Source organism: Streptomyces sp. NRRL WC-3742 (assembly GCF_000720635.1).
GTDB lineage: Bacteria > Actinomycetota > Actinomycetes > Streptomycetales > Streptomycetaceae > Kitasatospora.
Map to the genome: position 1 here is coordinate 1 of NZ_JOCF01000027.1, position 17,751 is coordinate 17,751.

Genomic DNA, 17,751 nt, shown 5'->3' on the forward strand with positions numbered 1-17,751 from the left:
GGTGAGGGGCGGGGTGGGCTGGCGGGTGGGGGACTGGCCGAGGAGGAGGGCGCCGAGGGCGAGGGTGAGGCCGAGGAGCTGCCAGAGGGTGAGGGTCTGGTGGAGGACGACGAGGCCGCCGAGGGTGGCGATGACGGGGTTGATCAGGCCGAGGAAGGAGGCCGGGCCGGCGCCGAGGCGCTCGATGCCGCGGAACCAGAGGACGTAGCCGATCGCGGTGCTGAAGAGGCTGAGGTAGGCGAAGCCGGAGAGGTTGGCGGCGCTGAGTGCGGGCGGGGCGCCCTCGACGAAGGCGGCGAGGGGGACGAGGACGACGGAGCCGGCGAGGAGCTGCCAGGCGGTCAGGTCCAGCAGGGTGGCGCCCTCGGGGCGGCCCCAGCGGCGGATGAGGACGGTGCCCATGGCCATCAGCGCGATCGCGCCGACCATCGCGGCGATGCCGAGGCCGTCCAGGCGGGCGTGGCCGTTGAGGACGAGCAGCGCGACCCCGCCGACCCCGACGAGTCCGGCGAACACGGCCCGCCGTCCGGGCCGTACGCCGAGGACGCCGATGGAGAACCCGGCGACGAGCAGCGGCTGGATCGCCCCGATGGTGGCGGCGACGCCGCCGGGCAGGCGGTAGGCGGCGACGAAGGTGAGCGGGAAGAAGATCCCGATGTTGAGCATCCCGAGGATCGCGGCGCGCCCCCACCAGCGGCCCTTGGGGAGCTTGCGTCCGAGGAGGAGTAGGAGGAGCCCGGCGGGGAGGGCGCGCAGCGCGGCGAGCAGGAGCGGGCGGCCCTCGGGGAGCAGCTGGGTGGTGACCAGGTAGGTGGTGCCCCACATCGCCGGGGCGAGGGCGGCGGTGGCGGCGATGCCGAAGCGCTTGCGGTCCATGAGATCCCCCTGAACGTTGATTATCTGAACGTTGAGATATTTCTACGCCTGGAGGTCGGCGAACGTCAAGTATGTGAATGTTAAGATATGTGGCGACGGCGAGCCCCGGGAGGCGGACGAACATGCAGCAGCGCGACACCATCGACGAGATCGTCGAGCAGTGGAACAAGGCCCGCCCCGACCTCGACACCGACGCCATAGCCGTGATCGGCCGGCTGCGCCGCCTCAACGTCCGCGTCGACAACGAGTTGCGCGCCTACTTCACCACCTGCGGCCTGGACTCCTCCGAGTTCGACGTCCTCGCCACCCTGCGCCGCTCCGGCGAACCGTACGAACTCAACGCCCGCGCCCTGCTCAAGGCCGCGATGGTCACCTCAGGCGCCATCACCAACCGCGTCGACCGCCTCGAGGCGAAGGGCCTCGTCGAGCGCAACCCCTGCCCGAACGACCGCCGCGCCGTGCTGGTCCGCCTCACTCCGGCGGGCAAGGACCTCATCGACGGGGCGATGCAGGGGCACGTCGACAACGAGGAGCGCATCCTCGCCGCCCTGGACGCGGAGGAGCGCGCCCAGCTCAAGGGCCTGCTGCGCAAGTTGCTCATCGCCCACGGCGACACCGAGCCGCTGGCCGGCTGAGGGCGCGTGTCCGGCGCCGGGCGGGGGCGTCAACCCGGGCGGGGAGTCCCGGTCCTGCACCTGGTGCGACCACCTCCTCGACGGTGGCCCCCAGCCCGTCGTCGTCCACGCCGAACATCCCCCCCACCTCCGCTGCCTCACCTGTTCCGAGAAAGAGAACTCCCTCAGCGGCACCTTCGGCACGGGCAGTTGATCTCCGTGATGGGCTAGCTCGCGAGCGTGATCACCGGCTCGTGCGTCACCGGGAAGTTGACGGAGTTGGCGATGAAGCACGACTTGTGGGCGTCGGCGTGGAGGGCGAGGGCCTTCTCCGTCATCTCCGGGGTGGCGACCTCGACGTGGGGGTGGAGGACGGCGGAGGTGAAGTGGCCGCCGTCGGCGGTCTCGGCCATGTGGCCGACGGGGTGGTCGGTGTAGGAGGTGACGACGACGCCGTTGACGGAGCAGAGGTGGAGGTACCAGAGCAGGTGGCACTGGGAGAGGGAGGCGAGGAGGAGCTGTTCGGGGTTCCAGCGGGCCGGGTCGCCGCGGAAGGCGGGGTCGGAGGAACCGGGGATGAGGGGGAGGCCGGGGGCGGTCACGTCGTGGTCGCGGGCGTAGGAGCGGTAGTCGCTGGTGCCGGTGCCCTGGTTGCCGGTCCAGGTGATGTCGACGGTGTAGGTGTGCTGCTTGGGCATCTGCGGTCCTCCGGAGACGGGTGGGTCAGAGGTGGTCAGAGGTGGGCGAGGATGGCGCGGGCGCAGTCCTGAGGGGCGGCCCGGGAGGTGTCGACGGTGAGGTCGTAGGTGACGCCCTCGTGCACCAGGTGGGCCTGGGCGGCCGCCATGCCGGTGACGCGGTCGCCGCGGGCGGCTTCGCGGGAGGCGGCCACGGCGGGCGAGCAGTGGACGCCGACCCAGAGGACGGAAAGGCCCGCCAGCGCGTCGCGCCAGCGGGCCTGGGAGGCGGTGGTGCCGAGGAACACCTCGTCGACGAGGATGTGGGCGCCGGCGCGGGCCATGGCGGCGACGCCGAGCGTCCAGGCGGCGTCGAGGGCGGCGAACGCCGGGCCGACCGAGACGGTGCCGTCCCCGTCCTCCACCCCGCCGATCCCCTCGCCGCCACCGACCAGCCGGGGCGGCAGGGCAGCGACGAGGGTGTCCGCGCCGAGGTGGAGCCAGGGGTCGGGCAGCAGGTCCTGGAGGCACCGCGCGATGCTGGACTTGCCCGAGCTGGAGCCCCCGTTGAGGATGATCACGTCCATACGGGAGAGCCTAGGACGCTTACGGGAGGGCGGCCGAGAATTTCGCCGCCGCCGCCGCGAAGGACGAGGCCACCGACGGCGCCCCCGCCCAGTGCAGGTGCAGGTAGGAGGCGTGGACGTTGCCGCCCGCGAAGCCTTCCCTCCTCGGGCCGGTGGGCAAGTGCCAGCCCCAGGCGGGGTGTTCGCCCTCGCCGGGTTCGCAGACCGTGCGGTGGAACTCGTGCCCGCGCAGCCGGGTGCCGGCGGGGGCGAGCGGGGAGTCGTGGAGGGCGACGGCCTCCCGGTAGCCGAGGGTGAGGCGCTCGGTCATGCGGGAGGCGGTGTCCAGGACCCCGCACATCGGCAGGCCGTCCAACTCGCGCCCGAGGTAGAGGAGTCCGGCGCACTCGGCGGCGATCGGGCCGCCGCGGGAAGCGAACTCCGCGATGGAGCGCCGCAGTTCGGCGTTCCCGCTCAACTCCCGTACGTACAGCTCCGGGAAGCCGCCGCCGATGACCAGCCCGGCGGTGTCCGGCGGGAGGGAGGAGGCGTGCAGCGGGTCGAAGGGCACGACCTCCGCGCCCGCCGCGCCGAGCAGTTCGGCGTTCTCGGCGTACGAGAAGGAGAACGCGGCCCCGCCCGCCACGGCGACGCGCGGACGCCCGCCCACGGCGGTGACCTCCGTCGAGGCGTCCCATGGCGAGGCGTCCAACTCGGGCGCCGTACGGGCGAGTTCGAGCAGAGCATCCAGATCGACCGAGGAAGCGACCAGCTCCCCCATGTCGGCAACCGCCTTGAGCGCCTCCGCCGAGCGCTCCACCGCCGGGATCAGTCCGAGGTGCCGCGAGGGCGTGGCGACGGCCGTCGAGCGGCGCAGCGCGCCGAGCACCGGCACCCCGGAGCCCTCCTCCAGCGCCTCCCGCAGCAACTGCTCGTGCCGGTCGGAGGCCACCCGGTTGAGGATGACCCCGGCGAGGCGCACCTCCGGGTCCCAGGAGGCGAAGCCGTGCACCAGCGCGGCCACCGACCGGGACTGCGAGGAGCCGTCCACGACCAGCACCACGGGCGCCCGCAGCAGCTTCGCGACGTGCGCAGTGGACGCCAACTCCCCACGCCCGGACGCCCCGTCGAAGAGGCCCATCACGCCTTCGACGATCGCGACGTCCGCCCCCGCCGCGCCGTGCAGGAAGAGCGGGGCGATCCGCTCGGGCCCGCACAGGAAGGCGTCCAGGTTGCGCCCGGGCCGCCCGGCGGCGAGCGCGTGGTAGCCCGGGTCGATGTAGTCGGGGCCGACCTTGTGCGGCGACACCGCCAGCCCCCGCGCGGCGAGCGCCGCGATCAGGCCGGTGGCTACGGTGGTCTTGCCCGCGCCCGAGGAGGGCGCGGCGATGACGAGACGGGGGATGGCGAGGCGGGGGAGGTTGCTCAAGACAGGGTCACCACTCGATACCGCGCTGGCCCTTGCGGCCCGCGTCCATGGGGTGCTTGACCTTGGTCATCTCGGTGACCAGGTCGGCGAGTTCGGTCAGCGCCTCGGGCGCGTACCGGCCGGTGATGACGACGTGCTGGCTGCCCGGACGGTCCTTGAGCACCGCCACGACCTCCTCCGGGTCGATCCACCCCCAGTGCATCGGGTAGGTGAACTCGTCGAGCACGTAGAAGCGGTAGGTCTCGGCGGCGAGGTCGCGCTTGACCTGCTCCCAGCCCTCCTTGGCCGCCTCCTCGCTGGTCATCTCCTGCTCGGCGGAGCGCTGGATCCAGGACCAGCCGGAGCCCATCTTGTGCCAGTCGACGCTGCCGCCCTCGCCGGAGGCGCCGAGCACGCGCAGCGCGTTCTCCTCGCCCACCTTCCACTTGGCGGACTTCACGAACTGGAACACCCCGACGGACCAGCCCTGGTTCCAGGCCCGCAGCGCCATGCCGAACGCGGCCGTGGACTTGCCCTTTCCGGGGCCGGTGTGCACGGCGGTGATCGGCTGCGTACGGCGCTGACGAGTCGTCAGGCCGTCGTCGGGAACGCTCTCGGGGACACCCTTGGGCATGTCGGCTCAGGCCGCCTTTCGCATCGAAGCCATCGAAGTGGTAGCACGGTTCTCGCGGACGAGCGAGGCCACGCCCTCGGCGCGCAGCTCGTCCAGGCTGACGGCGGTGCCGCCGAGCACCCCGGCGAGGGTGCGGGCGAGGCCCAGGCGCACCGGCCCGGACTCGCAGTCCAGCACCACGCTGGCCGTGCCCTGGGCCGCGAACAGCGAGGCGGCGCGCCGGGACTGGGCCAGCGCGTCGCGCCCGCCGGTGGCCCGGCCGTCGGTGACGAGGACGAGCAGCGGGCGCCGGTTCGGGTCGCGCAGCCGCTCGACCCGCAGCACCTCGTGGGCGCGCAGCAGCCCGGCGGCCAGCGGGGTGCGCCCGCCGGTGGGCAGGGATTCCAGCCGGGCCGCGCCGACCTCCACGGAGGAGGTGGGCGGCAGGGCCAGCTCTGCGCCGGCGCCGCGGAAGGTGATCATGCCGATCTTGTCGCGCCGCTGGTAGGCGTCCATCAGCAGGGACAGCACCGCGCCCTTGACGGCGCTCATGCGCTGGCGCGCGGCCATCGAGCCGGAGGCATCGACGACGAAGAGCACCAGGTTGGACTCCCGCCCCTGGCGCACCTGTTCGCGGAAGTCGTCCTTGTGCAGGACCAGCGCCCGCCCGTCGCGCCCGCGTGCCACCTGGTGCGGCGCGGCGGCCTGGAGGGTGGCGGTCAGGTGCAGCCGGCTGAGCATGCCCTGGGGGCGGCGGGCGCGGATGGTGTGCCCGCCGGTGGTCTCGGCGGGGGAGCGGCGGCCCTGGGCGCCGTGGCCGGTGCCCTTCACGGCGAACAGCCGCGTACGGTACGGGTCCGTGGCCGCCACGGGCGCCGACTCCCGTGCGGGGGCGGGGTGTTGGGCGGGCATCGCGGGAACTTCGGCCTCGGGGGCCGACTCGGGCGCCTCCGGCCCGCCGCCGTCGACGGGCTCCGGCGCACCGCCGCCCCCGTCCGGACCGCCCCCGTCGGGACCCCCGTCGGGACCCCCGTCCGGCCCGCCGTCGGGCCCCTCGCCGGGCCCGTCGCCCTCGGGCTGCGGGTCCTCGTCCCCGTCCGAGGCGTGCTCCTCCAGCGTCCGGTCGAGCTGCTCCTCGTCCAGCCCCGGCGCGTCGAACGGGTTGCGCCGCCGCCGGTGCGGCAGCGCCAGCTGCGCGGCCTTGCGGACGTCCTCCTCCAGCACCTCCGTGCGCCCCGCCCAGGCGGCCAGCGCGACGGCGGTGCGCGCCATCACGATGTCCGCGCGCAGCCCGTCCACCTCGAACGCGGCGCACACGGCGGTGATCTGACGCAGCGCCACATTCGTCAGTTCGACGGACGGCAGCAACTCCCGTGCGGAGGTGATCCGTTCGGCGAGCGCCCGCTCCTCCGCCGCGAACCGCGCCGCGAAGCCTGCCGGGTCCGCGTCGTACGCGAGCCGCCGCCGCACGACCTCGGCGCGCTCGGTGGGCTCCCGGGTGGCGGCGATCTCGACGGTGAGCCCGAACCGGTCGAGCAGCTGCGGCCGCAGCTCGCCCTCCTCGGGGTTCATCGTGCCGACGAGCAGGAACCGCGCGGCGTGCCGCACCGACACGCCCTCGCGCTCGACGTACGAGCGGCCCATCGCGGCCGCGTCCAGCAGCAGGTCGACGACGTGGTCCTGGAGCAGGTTGACCTCGTCGATGTAGAGCACACCCCGGTGCGCCTTGGCGAGCAGCCCGGGCTCGTACGCCTTGACGCCCTCGGCCAGCGCCCGCTCGAGGTCGAGCGAGCCGACGATCCGGTCCTCGGCCACGCCGACCGGCAACTCGACGAGCTGCGAAGGCCGTTCACGCGACTCCACCACCTCGTGCGGCCCGTCCGGACACTGCGGGTCGACGGCCCCCGGCTCGCAGGCGAACCGGCAGTCGTCCACGACGGTGATGGACGGCAGCAGCCCGGCCAGCGCCCGCACCATGGTGGACTTGGCGGTGCCCTTCTCGCCGCGCACCAGCACACCGCCCACGGCCGGGGAGACCGCGTTCAGCAGCAGGCCGAGCCGCAGGTCGGCCATGCCGACGACCGCGGTGAACGGATAGCGGACGTCACTCATGCGTCACTCCCAGTCGTTCCAGTGTCGTTCCCACAGCTACGGGCCATAGCCACGGGCGATGGCGCCCCCGGCGGGAGGAACGGCAGCGAGCCCGCCGCCGGCACCCCGCCCTCGATCAGCTTCCACAGCGCGTCGGTGTCCGCGTGCTCCTCGATGAGGTCGCCGAGGCGGTCGAGCCGCGCCTCGCGGGCCGCCGCGAAGCAGATGTCCGGCGCTGGGACGAACGCGCGCCCCGCCAACTCCGCCACCTCGCGCAGGAGTTCACGGCGGAACCCGTCGTTCTCCAGCGCCCCGTGCCAGGTGGTGCCCCACACCGAGCCGACCCGGCAGCCGTCCAGGCTCTGCCCGTTGTCATCAGAGATGAACGCCGAACCCCCGTCAACGGCCACAATCCCGTGGTGGATCTCGTACCCCTCCACGCGCTGCCCGTACGCCTCGCCGACCGGCCGCGCGAGCACCTTCTCCACGCCGAACCGCACCCGCGTCGGCAGCAGCCCGAGCCCGTCCACGGCACCGGCCCCGGACTCCACCTCGTCCACGATCGAGCCCGCCAGCATCTGGTAGCCGCCGCAGACACCGAGGATCGGCAGCCCGGCCGCCGCCCGCGCCCTGAGCGCCGGCTCCAGCCCCCGCTCCCGCAGCCAGGCGAGGTCCGCCACGGTGGCCCGGGTGCCCGGCAGCACGACCAGGTCCGCGTCGGCCAGTTCCTCCGGCCGCGTGGCCCAGCGCACCAGCACGCCCGGTTCCTGGGCGAGCGCGTCCAGGTCGGTGAAGTTGGACAGCCGGGGGAAGCGCACCACGGCCACCCGCAGCACGTCGGCGCCCAGCGGGCCGCGCCCGTCGACGCTCCGGTCCACCACCGTCGAGAGGTCCAGCGAGTCCTCGGCGTCCAGCCACAGGCCCGGCAGCATCGGCAGCGTGCCGAGCACCGGACGCCCGGTCAGCTCGTGCAGCATCTCCAGCCCGGGGGCCAGCAGCCGGGCGTCGCCGCGGAACTTGTTGACGAACCAGCCGGCCACATGCCGCTGGTCCTCGGCCGACAGCAGCGCCAGCGTCCCGTACATCGCGGCGAACACCCCGCCGCGGTCGATGTCCCCGACGACCACGACGGGCAGGGCGGCGGCCGTGGCCAGGCCCATGTTGGCGATGTCCCGGTCGCGCAGGTTGATCTCGGCGGGCGAGCCGGCGCCCTCGCAGACGACCACGTCGAAGCGCGCCCGCAGGTCCGCCAGGCACTCCAGGGAGCGCTCCAGCAGGACGGGCTTGCGCTCCCGGTAGTCCAGCGCGCCGACCTCGGCGACGGGCCTGCCGAGCAGCACCACCTGGCTGCGCCCGTCCGCCCCGGGCTTGAGCAGCACCGGGTTCATCGCCGCCTCCGGCTCCACCCGGGCGGCCTGCGCCTGCATCGCCTGGGCGCGGCCGATCTCGGCGCCGTCCAGGGTGACGAAGGAGTTCAGCGACATGTTCTGGGCCTTGAACGGCGCGACCCGCACGCCCTGACGGACCAGCCAGCGGCAGATCCCGGCCGTGACGACGCTCTTGCCCGCGTCCGAGGTCGTCCCGGCAACCAGCAGCGCGTTGCTCATCTACCTACCCCTCCACAGCCGCAGGGCCAGGTGCCCCGCGACGGACGTACCCAGCGCCAGCGCGCCCACCCGCCGCGACAGCGTGCAGGCCCGTTCGATGTCGTCCACCGTCACCGGCCGAAGTTCCTCGCCCAGGACAGGCCGGTGCTCCACCCGGGTGCCGTACCGCAGCGTCCCGCCGAGGCGCACGCCCACGGCGCCCGCGAAGGCCGACTCCGCCTGGCCCGCGTTGGGGCTCGGGTGCGAGGAGCCGTCGCGCCGCCAGACGCGCCAGGCCGTACGGGGCTCGGGCGCGGCGGCCACCGTCAGCAGCGCCGTCAGCCGGGCGCCCGGCCAGCCCGCCACGTCGTCGAGGCGGGCGGAGGCCCAGCCGAAGCGGGCGTAGCGCGGCGAGCGGTGGCCGACCATCGCGTCCAGGGTGTTGACGGCGCGGAAGGCCAGCAGGCCGGGGGTGCCGGCGAGGGCGCCCCAGGCCAGCGCGTTGACGACGGCGTCGGCGGTGTTCTCGGCCACGGACTCGACCACCGCGCGGGCGATCTGCTGCCCGTCCAGGGCGCTCGGGTCCCGCCCGCACAGGTGCGGCAGCCGTTCCCGGGCGGCGGCGAGGTCCCCGGCGGCGAGCGAGCGGCCGATGGTGCGCGCCTCCCGGGTCAGCGAGGTGCCGCCGAGCACCGTCCAGGTGGCGGCGGCGGCCAGCGCGGCCCGGCCCAGCGGCCGGCGGCCGACCGTACGGTCCAGGGCCAGCGCGCCCGCCGCGACGGTGCCCACGCACAGCGCGGTGTACGCGGCGCCCGCCGCGCGGTCGTCGCGCCACAGCCGCCGCTCGAGGCGGCCCGCGGCGCTGCCGAACAGGGCGACGGGGTGGCCCCGGCGCGGGTCGGCGAAGCGGGAGTCGGCGGCGTAGCCCGCGACGGCGCCCAGCGCGAACGCGGCGGCGCGCGTCAGCGGACGCATGCGTTCGAAAAGTGGCGGCGAGAAGTCCGGCCGGGCGGGGCAGCCTGCATCGCGTGGGTGTCCTCACTCAGGGTCCGCGCCCTGGCTCGACGTAACGGGGGCGAGAGTCTCCTGGCTTCCGGGTCGGACGCGCGCCCGGGCCTTCCAGCGGCTTCTGACGGCTCGCCGTGGCGATGTTCCGGGCGTGCTCCCCGGTGACAGTGGCGGGACCGCGCCGGATTCGCACCGGCTTCCTCTCCATGCCTCCGATTGGCCCCGAAATCCCACCACGCGCTCCGACGGGGAGTCAACCGAGGTCACGGAGGGTTTGGTCACACGATCGGCTCAGCCCGGTGGCCGCCCCCACCGGCCGCCGGTGAACTGGTGCACGATCCACACCGACCGAGCCGGACACCGGCCGGGCCGGACACCGACCGAGCCGGACACCGACCGAGCCGGGCAGAGCCCACCAGAGCGGGGAGCACGTATGCGTTGGGGAACCGCGGCCGTCGTGGCGGCCGCCGCCGTGGGTGCCGGGGCCGCCGCCGTCCTGGTGATCGGCCGCCGGGCCTCGGAGCGGATGGTCCGCCCGGAGACGGTCGTCCTGGAGTCGGGCCCGGTCCACGTACGGAGCCTCGGCGCCGGCCGGGCCACCTTCACCCGGCGCCCCGAGACCCTGATGCCCGGCCGCTGGGCCGTGGAGTGGGCGGACGGCGGCCACGCGGTGGTCGAGGAGGTCCTCCACAGCGACGAGGAGGGCGTCACCCGCCGCCTGGTCCGCGCCGACCGCGGCACCCTCGCGCCCGGCACCGAGGTCCGCTTCACCCCGCGCGTGCTGGTCGGCGACCCGACCGAGGCCCTGGGCCTGCCGTTCACCGAGACCGCCGCCGAGGGCGAACTCGGCGCCCTGCCCGCCTGGCACCTCGGCGGCAAACGCGGCACCTGGGTGATCCTCGTCCACGGCCCCGGCGCCGACCGCCAACAGGCGCTGCCCGTGCTCCCCGTCCTCGACCACCTGGGCCTGCCCGCCCTCGCCGTCACCTACCGGGGCGACGAGGGCGCCCCCGTCTCCCCGGACGGGCTCGGCCACTTCGGCGAGACCGAGTGGCGCGACGTGGAGGCCGCGATCCGCCTCGCCCTCGACAACGGCGCCGGCAAGGTGATCCTCTACGGCTGGTCGGTCGGCGCGACCATGGTCCTCCAGGCCGCCGCCCGCTCCGCCTGGTCGCACGCCATCCGGGGCCTGGTCCTGGACTCCCCGGTGCTCGACCTCCCCGCCTCGGCCCGCCGTGACGCCCGCAGGGCCGGCCTGTCCGGCACCGCCGCCGAACTCGGCGCGCTGGCCGCCGAAGGCCGTACGGGGGTCGACCTCGCCGACTTCGCCCGGATCGCCGAGGGCACCGACCTGCGCGTTCCCACCCTGCTGCTCCAGAGCCCGGACGACACCATCGCCCCGGTCGGCCCCGCCGAGCACCTCGCCACCGTCCGCCGGGACGTGGTGAGCCTCAAGCTCTTCCCCGGCGCCGACCACGCGGCCCTGTGGAACTCCGCCCCGGAGCACTACACGGAACTCCTCCGCCGCTGGTTCACCCCCCTCCTCTAGAACCCTCCTGCGGAACCCCCCTGCAGAACCCTCCCGCAGGGCCGTCCCGCTACCCACCGTCACCGCCCGTACGACCACCGCGACAACCCGGCATGTCCCCGCCACACGTTTCCGGCCAGGCGGTTTGCCTCTGTTGCCCGATCTTGCGGAGGTGCTGTCCGCGTGTGGTCGGTCGTACGGACAACCGGATGTGACAGAAGGCCCGTGCAAGGGGAAGACTGCTCGACGTGACGTCTCGGAACCCGCGCGACCGTGATGCCCCGCTCCAACCGACGATCGGTGCCGGTGCGACGGTGACCCGTCTCCCCGGCACGGCCCACCGGCCCGCCGGTGGCAGGCCGGGCGGGGCCGCTGTACCCCGCCGGCGAGGGCCCGCCCCGGCCCCCGGGCGAGGCCGGGTTCCGGTGCCCGAGGGCTTCCCCGCACCGGCCGAGCTGGCGCCCCTGGCCCGCCGGATGCTCGTGGACGCCGTCCGCATCGCCCGCTGGGCCGGCGAGCTGGACGAGGTCGACAAGCGCGGCGAGCTGCTCCCCGACGACGCCCGCGCCGCGGGCCGCGCCCTGGCCATGACGGTCGGCGCGGCGGCCAAGGCGTGGGGCCAGGCGCTGCTGGTCGGCCTGGTGGAGGCCCGGGACGCCGGTGCCGGCCCCGGCTGGCGCCTGCACGCCTGGGAGCACGACGACGAGGCCGTGGTGCGCGGCTGGTCGGCGATGTTCGACGCCTGGACGCTGCTGGCCCCCGTGCCCCCCGCCGCCCTGCGCGGCGTCTTCGCCGTCCTGGCCGGCCAGGCCGTGGACCAGGCCCCGCAGCTGCTGTCCTTCCTGCACCTGGTCGCCGGCCCCGTCCCGGACAGCGAGCTGCTGGAACTGCTGCGCCGCGGCCTGGACGAGCGCCGCGTGGGCGGGGCAGCCGGCCCGGGCCTGTCGCCAGTGCCGCACGCCGCCTCGGCCGTCTCCGCCGTGCGCGGCACCTGCCGCGAGCCGCAGATCGACACCCCGGCCGCGCCCTCGGACGTGGCCGCCGTCCTCGACTGGATGCTGGACGGCCTGGCGGCCGTCGGCGCCGTGGTGCGCCGGGACGAGGCCGCCGAGCTGTCCCCGCTGGGCCACTGGGCCGTCCGCGCCAAGCTGGAGGAGATCTGCACGGTCGCCCAGACGGCGGCCGGGCACATCGAGCAGAGCGCCTTCGAGCTGCTGAACGCCTGCGCCGACTACTCGCCGGGCCCGGCCCGCGCCGAGTACCGCGCCTGGGTGGCCGCCCGCCCCGCCGACCGCGCGGTGGCCGAGCTGCTGGACGCCGCCCAGGGCGACGACGCGCTGGTACGGGGCCTGGCCTTCGAGGCGCTGCGGGTGGCCGGCGGCCCGGCCGAGCAGGCGGTGCGCGCGGCGGTGGACGAGCCGGTGCTGCGCCCGTACGCCCTGCTGTGGCTGGCGGAGCGCGCCGACGAGGGCGTCTCCCCGGCGGACGTGCTGGGCGCGGAGGACGCGGCCTGGCTCTGGGTGGACACGGCGGCGGCGGTGCTGGACCACGGCGAGACGGAGCTGCTGGTCGGCCACGTCGAGGGCGCCTCGGCGGGCGACCCCGTCCGGCTGTTCGCCCGCGCCCGCCAGTCCGGGCACCCGCGCGCGGCCTCGGTGCTGACGGCGGTCTCCGGGGTGCACCCGGACCCGGGCGTGGCCCGGGCGGCCCGCCGCTCGGCCTTCAGCGTCCACACCGGCGGCGCCTGAGCACGGCCACGAGAAACGGCGGCCTGAGCACGGCCACGAGAAACGGCGGAGGGCCCGGAACCTGATGGTTCCGGGCCCTCCGCCGTACGTACGAGCAGGCTCAGCCGAGCCGCGACTCCGCCCGCCGGGCGCGGACGTCGCCGACCTTCTGGCCGACCTTGCGGCGGATCACCAGCATCGGCGCCATGGCCGCCAGGGTGATCTGCGCGAACGCGCCGACGTGCATCAGCGTGTCACCGCCGGGCAGCCCGGTCGCCCAGGCCGCCAGGCAGCCGATGGCGACGACGACCCAGCACAGGGTCGCGGTGGCCAGCAGCCCCTGCGGCTTCGGGTACTCGATCCGGCTGACCATCAGGTACGCGGCGCCGAAGATCCCGAGCAGGCCCAGCTGGAACGGCGGGTCGAGCAGCACGATGGCGATGACCGTCATCGCGCCCATCGGGCAGGGCATGCCCTGGAACACCCCGGGCCGCATCTTGACGGCCGAGAAGCGGGCCAGCCGCAGGACCACCGCGAGCAGCACCGTCAGCGAGATCAGCGCCGACAGCTTGGTGTTGGAGTCCTTGGAGACCATGCCCCAGACGGCGACGAAGTAGGCCGGCGCGATGCCGAAGCTGATCAGGTCGGCCAGGTTGTCCAGTTCCGCCCCGAGGGCCGAGGAGCGCAGCTTGCGCGCCACCAGGCCGTCGAAGAGGTCGCACATCGAGCCGATGAGCAGCAGCGTGACCGCCGTGGCCGCGCTGTGCCGGTCCGGAGCGGCGTCCGGGTTGGTGATGTGCGGGACCAGGACCCCGGTGGTGATCGAGTAGATCGCCAGGAAGCCGCAGACGGCGTTCCCGAGGGTCAGGAAGTCCGCGGTGGACAGGTGCTGAGGAGAGCGCGGGGCGCGCAGCTCGCGGTCGCGCGCCCAGCGGCGGCGGCGCAGGGCCGTCTCCTCGTCGTCCAGGCCGACGATTGTCTCAGGATCAGTCACGGTCAAGGCGCGTCACCCCGGCGGTGGTCTTCTGGCCGACCTCGACGCCGACCTCGACGCCGGCCGGCAGGTAGGTGTCGACCCGGGACCCGAACCGGATCAGACCGATCCGCTCGCCCTGCTCGACCTTGGTACCGGCGTCCACGTACGGCACGATGCGGCGGGCCACGGCCCCCGCGATCTGGACCATCTCGATGTCGCCGATTTCGGTGTCGAAGTGCCAGACGACCCGCTCGTTCTGGTCGCTGTCCTTGTTGAACGCGGGAACGAAGCCGCCCGCGACGTGCTCGACCGACGTCACCGTGCCCGGCAGGGGCGCGCGGTTGACGTGGACGTTCAGCGGGCTCATGAAGATCGCGACCCGGGTGCGCCCGTCCGGCCAGGCGTCGATGCTCTGCACCACGCCGTCCGCCGGGGAGATCACTCTGCCCGTGCCGATCTCACGCTCGGGGTCGCGGAAGAACCACAGCATGCCGGCGCTGAGCGCGCAGGCGGGTACCGCCGCCAGGGCCCACTTGCCGCTGCGCCGGGTGAGGGCGGTGGTCACGGCGGCCGTGGCGAGGGTGGGGACGAACCAGGGGGTGGCTCCGCGCGCGATGGTCACGCGGGGTCGCCGACCGGCCGCCGGGGCTGCGAGGGCATCGCGGTCCGTGACGGAGGTGTGAGGGGACGGGCTGATGGGCATCGAAGACCTTTGTCGCGGGGGATCATGGCCGCTGGACGGGGGCCACCGCGGGATCGGTAATAAGAGGGACGGCTTGCTGTCCCGGTGGATGCTATCGGGAGCACACGGTGGGTGGGCAACCCGCCTGCTCGTTCATGTGTCCGGTGGGAGCACGTCCGCGCACCCACTCATACGACCGTAGCTCGACCCGGTCCGGTTCCCAAGGGACCCGACGCGGCTGGTGACTCTTGTCTCAGCGGTGGCACGAGGTGAACCCGGGCGGTCGTACGAGCGCCGGGCGCCCGGGAAACGGCCCGGCGGGCCGCGGAGAGGTGTGCGGAAGCGGCCGCGGGGCGCTCGCTGCAGCTGTGCGCCCTGCGGCCGCTTCCGGAGGGCCGTGCCCGGCTCCCGGCGGACCAGGCCGGGGCCGCTGGTGGCACGGCGCGGTGCCGGGACGGGCCCGCACGCCCGTCGACCGGCGGTTCGAGGGGTCCCCCGCGGAGTGCGGGGGACCGGCCGGTCACTCGGCGATCCGGTACTCCTCCAGGAGCCGGCGGCCGACGATCATCTTCTGGATCTCCGCAGTACCTTCACCGATGAGCAGCATCGGGGCCTCGCGGTAGAGGCGCTCGATCTCGTACTCCTTGGAGAAGCCGTAGCCGCCGTGGATGCGGAAGGCGTCCTCGACGACCTCCTTGCAGTACTCGGAGGCGAGGTACTTGGCCATGCCGGCCTCGAGGTCGTTGCGCTCGCCGCTGTCCTTCTTGCGGGCGGCCATGACCATCATCTGGTGGGCGGCCTCGACCTTGGTGGCCATCTCGGCCAGCTTGAACTGGATGGCCTGGTGCTCGGCGATCTTCTTGCCGAAGGTGGAGCGCTGCTGGGCGTAGGAGATGCCGAGCTCGAAGGCGCGGCGCGCGACGCCGCAGCCGCGGGCCGCGACGTTGACGCGGCCGACCTCGACGCCGTCCATCATCTGGTAGAAGCCCTTGCCCGGGACGCCGCCGAGGACGCGGTTCGCCGGGATCCGGACGTCCTGGAGCACCAGCTCGGTGGTGTCGACGCCCTTGTAGCCCATCTTCTCGATCTTCCCGGGCACGGTCAGGCCGGGCACGGTCGGGTTCGGGCCGAAGCCGGCCGTCTTCTCGATCAGGAAGGTGGTCATGTTCTTGTACGGGGAGCTGCCGCCCTCGTCGGTCTTGCACAGGACCGCGACGAGGGTGGAGGTGCCGCCGTTGGTGAGCCACATCTTCTGGCCGTTGAGGACGTAGAAGTCGCCGTCCTTGACGCCCTTGGTGGAGATGGCCGAAACGTCGGAGCCCAGGCCCGGCTCGGACATCGAGAAGGCGCCGCGGATTTCCCCCGCCGCCATCTTCGGCAGGAAGTAGTCCTTCTGCTCCTGGGTGCCGTGGGCGTTGATCATGTGGGCCACGATGAAGTGGGTGTTCACGATGCCGGAGACGGACATCCAGCCGCGGGCGATCTCCTCGACCACCAGGGCGTAGGTGAGCAGGGACTCGCCGAGGCCCCCGTACTCCTCGGGGATGGTGAGGCCGAAGAGGCCGAGCTGCTTCATCCCCTCGACGATGGCGGTGGGGTACTCGTCCTTGTGCTCCAGCTCGGTCGCGACCGGAATGATCTCCTTGTCGACGAAATCCCGCACGGTGGCGAGGATGTCCCGCTGGATCTCGGTGAGGCCGTCGGTCTGTGCGAGGCGTCCCATCGTGCGGCTCCGGAATGTCTGAAAGAGGGCGGGGGGGGGATTTTCGGGGGCCCTGCCGGCGTGGCTGCGGCAGCAGGGCCCCCGACCGGGTGGGGGCCGGCCGATGACGGCGGCCTGCCCCTCCGGGGTCTATGGGTCTAGGGCTCTATAGGGGAGAGGACTAGGAGAGGGGCTCCGGGCGGCCGGGCTGCTCGCCGCCGCGCGCCTTGATGTACGTCTCGGTCGGCACCATCACCTTGCGGCGGAAGATGCAGACGACCGTGCCGTCCTGCTTGTACCCCTTGGTCTCGACGTAGACGATGCCCCGGTCGTCCTTGGACTTGGAGGGCCACTTGTCGAGGACGGTCGTCTCGCCGTAGATGGTGTCGCCGTGGAAGGTCGGCGCGATGTGGCGCAGCGACTCGATCTCCAGGTTGGCGATCGCCTTGCCGGAGACGTCCGGGACGGACATACCGAGCAGCAGCGAGTAGATGTAGTTGCCCACCACGACGTTCCTGCCGAAGTCCGTCGTCTTCTCCGCATAGTTGGTGTCCATGTGGAGGGGGTGGTGGTTCATGGTGAGCAGGCAGAAGAGGTGGTCGTCGTACTCGGTGACCGTCTTGCCGGGCCAGTGCTTGTAGACCGCGCCGACCTCGAACTCCTCGTAGGTGCGTCCGAACTGCATGGTCACGCCTCCGCCTTCTTCTCGGTGTCGGGCAGTTCGAACTTGGTGGTGCGCTGCATGCCGGCGGCCCGGCCCTTGCCGGAGATGACCAGGGCCATCTTGCGGCTGGCCTCGTCGATCATCTCGTCGCCGAGCATCGCGGAGCCCTTGGCGCCGCCCGCCTCGGAGGTGCAGTAGTCGTACGCGTCGAGGATCAGCTCGGCGTGGTCGTAGTCCTCCTGCGAGGGCGAGTAGATCTCGTTCGCGGCGCCGACCTGGTCCGGGTGCAGCACCCACTTGCCGTCGAAGCCGAGGGCGGCCGAGCGGCGGGCGACCTCGCGGTAGCCCTCCGGGTTGCGGATCTGCAGGTACGGGCCGTCGATCGCCTGGAGGTCGTTGGCGCGGGCGGCCATCAGGATGCGCATCAGGATGTAGTGGTAGGCGTCGGCGCCGTAGCCGGGCGGCTGCTCGCCGACCACCAGGGACTTCATGTTGATCGAGGCCATGAAGTCGGCCGGGCCGAAGATGATGGTCTCCAGCCGGGGCGACGCCTGGGCGATGGCGTCGACGTTGATCAGGCCCTTGGCGTTCTCGATCTGCGCCTCGATGCCGATGCGGCCGACCTCGAAGCCCATGGTCTTCTCGATCTGGGTGAGCAGGAGGTCGAGCGCCTTGACCTGCTCGGCGTCCTGGACCTTCGGCAGCATGATGCAGTCGAGGTTGGGGCCCGCGCCCTCGACCACGGTGATCACGTCGCGGTAGGTCCAGTGCGTGGTCCAGTCGTTGACGCGCACGACGCGGGTCTTGCCGCTCCAGTCGCCGTTGTTGAGGGCGTCGACGATGTGGTGGCGGGCGCTCTCCTTGACCAGCGGGGCGCAGGCGTCCTCGAGGTCGAGGAAGACCTGGTCGGCCGGCAGGCCCTGGGCCTTCTCCAGGAAGCGCGGATTGCTGCCCGGTACGGCGAGGCAGGAGCGGCGCGGGCGCAAGCGGTTGACGGTCATGTCTTTCGAGGGTTCCTTCCCAGTGGTCAGCT

The 17,751-nt window shown here is 73.4% G+C and carries 16 protein-coding genes and 1 riboswitch; of the genes, 3 read left to right on the forward strand and 13 right to left on the reverse strand.

The window, feature by feature from the left end; all coding sequences use genetic code 11:
• A partial coding sequence (locus IH61_RS0116630; RefSeq protein ID WP_051837213.1) for an EamA family transporter occupies positions 1–876 on the reverse strand: 876 nt, incomplete at its 3' end.
• Positions 877–998: 122 nt separating this feature from the next.
• Here IH61_RS0116630 and IH61_RS0116635 point away from each other — a divergent pair.
• Positions 999–1,511, forward strand: a complete 513-nt coding sequence (locus tag IH61_RS0116635; RefSeq protein WP_031070366.1) for a MarR family winged helix-turn-helix transcriptional regulator — start codon at positions 999–1,001, stop codon at positions 1,509–1,511.
• A gap of 206 nt (positions 1,512–1,717) precedes the next feature.
• On the opposite strand, the gene IH61_RS0116640 is transcribed toward IH61_RS0116635, so the two are convergent.
• Genes IH61_RS0116640 through IH61_RS0116670 form a run of 7 tightly spaced genes read right to left on the reverse strand, consistent with a single transcriptional unit; the run spans position 1,718 to position 9,406 of the window.
• Positions 1,718–2,188 carry an OsmC family protein gene (locus IH61_RS0116640; RefSeq protein WP_031070368.1) on the reverse strand — a complete coding sequence of 157 codons (471 nt, stop codon included), beginning with the start codon at positions 2,186–2,188 and terminating at the stop codon, positions 1,718–1,720.
• A 35-nt stretch (positions 2,189–2,223) separates the two neighbouring features.
• Positions 2,224–2,754, reverse strand: a complete 531-nt coding sequence (gene cpt / locus IH61_RS0116645) for a chloramphenicol phosphotransferase CPT (RefSeq protein WP_031070370.1) — start codon at positions 2,752–2,754, stop codon at positions 2,224–2,226.
• Between the two features lie 19 nt (positions 2,755–2,773).
• A complete protein-coding gene (locus IH61_RS0116650) occupies positions 2,774–4,162 on the reverse strand; it encodes a cobyrinate a,c-diamide synthase (protein WP_031070373.1) in 1,389 nt (462 codons plus the stop codon).
• 7 nt (positions 4,163–4,169) lie between these two features.
• A complete protein-coding gene (cobO, locus tag IH61_RS0116655; RefSeq protein WP_031070375.1) occupies positions 4,170–4,775 on the reverse strand; it encodes a cob(I)yrinic acid a,c-diamide adenosyltransferase in 606 nt (201 codons plus the stop codon).
• Between the two features lie 6 nt (positions 4,776–4,781).
• Entirely contained in the window at positions 4,782–6,866 is a 2,085-nt protein-coding gene (locus tag IH61_RS0116660) for a putative cobaltochelatase (protein ID WP_031070376.1), read from the reverse strand.
• Positions 6,863–8,452: a cobyric acid synthase gene (locus tag IH61_RS0116665; RefSeq protein WP_051837215.1), complete on the reverse strand. Its 1,590-nt coding sequence runs from the start codon at positions 8,450–8,452 to the stop codon at positions 6,863–6,865. Before IH61_RS0116665 ends, IH61_RS0116660 begins: the two co-directional genes overlap by 4 nt.
• Positions 8,453–9,406, reverse strand: a complete 954-nt coding sequence (locus tag IH61_RS0116670; RefSeq protein WP_031070379.1) for a cobalamin biosynthesis protein — start codon at positions 9,404–9,406, stop codon at positions 8,453–8,455.
• Positions 9,407–9,510: 104 nt separating this feature from the next.
• A riboswitch (cobalamin riboswitch) is annotated at positions 9,511–9,643 on the reverse strand.
• 229 nt (positions 9,644–9,872) lie between these two features.
• Between IH61_RS0116670 and IH61_RS0116675 the strand changes: the two genes are divergently transcribed.
• Positions 9,873–10,988, forward strand: coding sequence for an alpha/beta hydrolase family protein (locus IH61_RS0116675; RefSeq protein WP_031070382.1), 1,116 nt, complete (start codon positions 9,873–9,875; stop codon positions 10,986–10,988).
• A 404-nt stretch (positions 10,989–11,392) separates the two neighbouring features.
• Positions 11,393–12,715 carry a hypothetical protein gene (locus IH61_RS0116680; RefSeq protein WP_031070384.1) on the forward strand — a complete coding sequence of 441 codons (1,323 nt, stop codon included), beginning with the start codon at positions 11,393–11,395 and terminating at the stop codon, positions 12,713–12,715.
• 100 nt (positions 12,716–12,815) lie between these two features.
• Here the strand turns inward: IH61_RS0116680 and IH61_RS0116685 are convergent, their stop codons facing one another.
• The 5 genes from IH61_RS0116685 to IH61_RS0116705 form a co-directional block, all read right to left on the reverse strand.
• Positions 12,816–13,694 (reverse strand): CDP-alcohol phosphatidyltransferase family protein, encoded by an 879-nt coding sequence (locus IH61_RS0116685; protein ID WP_031070386.1) that lies wholly within the window; start codon positions 13,692–13,694, stop codon positions 12,816–12,818.
• A complete protein-coding gene (locus tag IH61_RS0116690; RefSeq protein WP_031070387.1) occupies positions 13,681–14,373 on the reverse strand; it encodes a phosphatidylserine decarboxylase in 693 nt (230 codons plus the stop codon). The genes IH61_RS0116685 and IH61_RS0116690 overlap by 14 nt, the downstream gene beginning before the upstream one ends.
• Before the next feature lie 499 nt (positions 14,374–14,872).
• A complete protein-coding gene (locus IH61_RS0116695) occupies positions 14,873–16,075 on the reverse strand; it encodes an acyl-CoA dehydrogenase family protein (protein ID WP_031070389.1) in 1,203 nt (400 codons plus the stop codon).
• Positions 16,076–16,235: 160 nt separating this feature from the next.
• On the reverse strand, positions 16,236–16,739 hold the full coding sequence (locus IH61_RS0116700; protein WP_031070391.1) for a MaoC family dehydratase: 504 nt from the start codon (positions 16,737–16,739) through the stop codon (positions 16,236–16,238).
• Positions 16,740–16,741: 2 nt separating this feature from the next.
• Positions 16,742–17,719 (reverse strand): HpcH/HpaI aldolase/citrate lyase family protein, encoded by a 978-nt coding sequence (locus IH61_RS0116705; RefSeq protein WP_031070392.1) that lies wholly within the window; start codon positions 17,717–17,719, stop codon positions 16,742–16,744.
• Positions 17,720–17,751: the final 32 nt, after the last annotated feature.